This window comes from Micromonospora sp. ATA51, from assembly GCF_016802855.1.
GTDB classification, from domain to species: domain Bacteria; phylum Actinomycetota; class Actinomycetes; order Mycobacteriales; family Micromonosporaceae; genus Micromonospora; species Micromonospora sicca.
This window is the reverse complement of record NZ_JAEVHJ010000492.1, coordinates 1-3,354: the sequence shown is the minus strand read 5'-3', so window position 1 is coordinate 3,354 and position 3,354 is coordinate 1. Positions and strand designations below refer to the sequence as shown.

Annotated in this window: 3 protein-coding genes; all 3 read right to left on the bottom strand. The window is 75.1% G+C overall.

Going from position 1 to position 3,354, the window contains the following annotated elements; genetic code table 11:
* A partial coding sequence (locus JNW87_RS40100; protein ID WP_309234151.1) for an AMP-binding protein occupies nucleotides 1-820 on the bottom strand: 820 nt, incomplete at its 3' end.
* Nucleotides 817-1,620: an AMP-binding protein gene (locus tag JNW87_RS40095; protein ID WP_255544783.1), complete on the bottom strand. Its 804-nt coding sequence runs from the start codon at nucleotides 1,618-1,620 to the stop codon at nucleotides 817-819. The genes JNW87_RS40100 and JNW87_RS40095, both read right to left, overlap by 4 nt.
* A complete protein-coding gene (locus tag JNW87_RS36525; RefSeq protein ID WP_238455283.1) occupies nucleotides 1,617-3,251 on the bottom strand; it encodes a lantibiotic dehydratase in 1,635 nt (544 codons plus the stop codon). The genes JNW87_RS40095 and JNW87_RS36525 overlap by 4 nt, the downstream gene beginning before the upstream one ends.
* Nucleotides 3,252-3,354 lie beyond the last annotated feature (103 nt).

Genomic DNA, 3,354 nt, shown 5'->3' with positions numbered 1-3,354 from the left:
CCGCCGTTCCCGTCGGACGGGCCGGGCGCGGCGAACCCGGCCACGGCCAGCTCGGCGAGCCGCGCCGGTCGCGCTTGCCGGACGGGGTGAGCGGGAGCTCGTCCAGCCGGAGCAGCCGCCGGGGCACCATCACGTCCGGCACCCGCTGCCGGAGGAACTCGACCAGCTCGGCGTCCGGCGGCGACTGCGCCGGCGTCACGACGGCGACCAGTTCGGTGCCGGCCGGACCGTCGACCGGTACGACCGCGGCCTGCCGGACGAGCGGATGGTCGCCCAGCACCGCCTCCACCTCGCCGAGTTCCACCCGCTGGCCGCGGACCTTGACCTGTCGGTCGACCCGGCCGAGGAAGAGCAGTTGCCGGTCGGGCAGCCAGACGGCGCGGTCGCCGGTGCGGTACAACCGCGCGCCCGGCTCGCCGGAGAACGGGTCGGGAACGAACCGCTCGGCGGTCAGGGCCGGCCGACCGAGATAGCCGCGGGCCAGGCCGACACCGCCGATCAGCACCTCGCCGGGAGTACCGGGTGGCACCGGTTCGCCATCGTCGTCGACCAGGTGGATCCGGTGGTTGGCCAACGGCCGGCCCATCGGTACCGGCCCATCCCAGGGCCCGCTCGCCAGATAGCCGGTGACGCAGACCGTGGCCTCGGTGGGGCCGTAGCCGTTGGAGAACCAGCGGGTCGGGCGATCCGCCGACCCGGTCCAGCGCTCGACCTGTTCGGGGGCGGGCGCCTCGATCCCGGTGAAGACCGTACGCCAGTGCGGCAGCCGGTCGGGATCCAGCAGCGGCAGCAGCGCGGCCGGTAGGCACCCCCAGGTCACCCGGTGCGCCTCGGCGAACCGCTGCAGCCGGACCGGGTCGACCGGTCCGCGTCCGGCACCAAGGCGATCTCACCGCCGGCGACCAGCGGGATGAACAGGTCCTGCACCGACGCGTCGAAGCCGAGCGGGGCGAAGCCGAAGGCCCGGCAGCTCTCGTCCGCGCCGCTGTACGCCCCGAACGCCGTCACGTGCGCGACGACGCTGCGGTGGCTGACCACGACACCCTTCGGCCGACCGGTCGACCCGGAGGTGTAGAGCACGTACGCGGCGTTGTCCGGCCGGGCCGGGCAGGCCACGGCGGCCGGCCGCGTACCGGCCGGCTCGGCGGGGATGTCCACCAGCCGCAGGTCCAGGTCCGCCAGCGCCTCGCGGCCGGCCTTGTCGACCACCGCGGTCGACAGCCCCGCGTCCCGGGCGATCTCCCGGATCCGCCGTCGCGGGTGGGCGCGGTCCAGCGGCACGTAGCACCCGCCGGCCAGCAGCACGCCGAGCACCGCGACGAGCAGCTCCGGCCGCCGCCCGGCGCAGATGCCGACCCGGGTCTCCGGGCCGACGCCCTGACCGCGCAGGGTGGCCGCCAGGGCCGCGGCCCGGTCGACCAGCTCGGTGTAGCTGAGCACCTCGTGCCACTGCCGTACGGCGACCGCCGGGCCGCGGCGGGCGGCGGCGGCGAGGATGAGGTCGGCCAGGGTGGCTTCCGGGTACTCCAGGTCCGGCCCCACGGCGTACGGCGCCGCGCCGTCCCGACCGCCCGCGTCCGGCCCGCCGCGGGTGGCGGTGAGCGCCTCGGGCCCGGTCATCGGGTTACCTCCATCGTCGCGGGCAGCGCCGGATCGACCACCTGGATGCGCAGTTCCGACTGGTACCGGCGGCCCTGACCGTCGGGGACCCAGGCCTGCTCCGGGCCGGGCAGCGCCTCGCTGACCAAGATGGCCGCCGCACCGCCGGCCTGCTGCCGCGCCGCCCGGACCATCGCGCAGAGGGACGACGCGAACATCGGGCTGGACAGGTCGACGTAGCACGGCTTCGTCTCGGTGGAGAGCTTCACGTAGACCCGTTCCGGCAGTCCCAACGACCGACGCCAGCGCCGTACGGCGAGGTACCGACCGAGGCTTCCGGTGGCGCCGGCCAAGCCGGACTCGTCGATGTTCGTCCGCCAGGTCTCGCGGACGGCGACCAGCCGGTCGATCACGATCCGGGGGGTGTGCGGCCGGGCGGTGGCGAGCTTGAAGCCGTCGGCCGCGTGCATCGACAGCAGCTCGCTGAACACCTCCAGCAGCGGCCACGGCCCGTGCCCGGCCCCGTCGACCACCAGCTCCGCGCCGCTCGCGCGCACCCGCAGGGCGGTGATCGGCACGCATCGCGGATCGGCGCCGGGTGCCGGCACGAAGGCGAGTTGGACGTCCGTCCGGTGCTGCAGGGCGAAGGTCACCCGGGCGGTGTGCCGGGGCATCGACGGCGGGAAGAGCAGCCGTACCCGGCCGGGGCCGAGGTCCGTGGCGAGCCAGTCCGCCAGCCGTTCGGGCGCGTCGTGACCGGAGGCGAACACGGAGTTGTCCAGGGTGGCCCACGCGGTGTGCAGCTCGCCGAGCACGACGGTCGCCGCACCCCGGTCGATCTCCTCGACGCCGGCGGCGCAGATCTGCAGGTCCGGGCTGTGGATCCGGCCCGCCGACCAGCCGGGACGGTCGGCCGGGAAGAGGTCGTCGACCCGGGCGGCCAGGTCGGCGGCGGACAGTTGCACCAGCCGGCTGTCCCCGGCCGGGTCGTCGTCCAGCCCGGTCAACCGGGCGAACCGCGTCGCGAGCTCGGCCGAGACCGCGTCGATCGGCCGCTCCCCGGTGCCGAAGAGCGGCCCCTGGGCCAGGTACCAGAAGTCGGCGAAGTTCACCTCGCGGTCGCCCGCCTCGGCGGCCAATTCCTCGTAGAGTCCCCGGAACGCCACTCCGTACGCCTCGGCGATCGCCACGGTCAACCAGCGGGCCGCCCGCAGCAGCACGTCGAGCGGCGCGGCCACGGTGTCCAGCACCGCCGCCCCCAGTGTCACGTCGAGGTCCCGGACGGTGTCCTCGTAGCAGACGGCCCGGCCGGCGTACGTCTCCCCCGGCCGGTGCGTGGCGGACTGGCCGGTCAGCTCGGTGAAGTCGGCGTGCAGGGCCCGCAGTGCCGGGTGCAGCCGGTCCGGGTCGCCGGCCGCCGCCGCGACCTCGTCCCGCGCCGCGCACAGCCGGGCGAAGTCCGCCTCGACCGCCCGTCGCAGGTCCGCCTCCCCGACCCCCGCGATCACCTCGCGAAGTCGGCCCTCCGCCGCGCCGCTCATCGGCAGGGAGACGCCCCACCAGACCAGACCGCGCTCGACCAGCCGGTCCAGCAACAGGTAGACGTTGTCCACGTTGCGCAGTCCGCGTCGCGCGGTCGGCTCCTCCGCCACCAGGCAGCTTACCCGAGTAGGAGGGAAATAGGGGCAGCTTCGGGAGATGCCCGGGGCCCGGATGGTTGTTTTTTTCTGACGACTCGCTCCGCCGTGCCCGTCT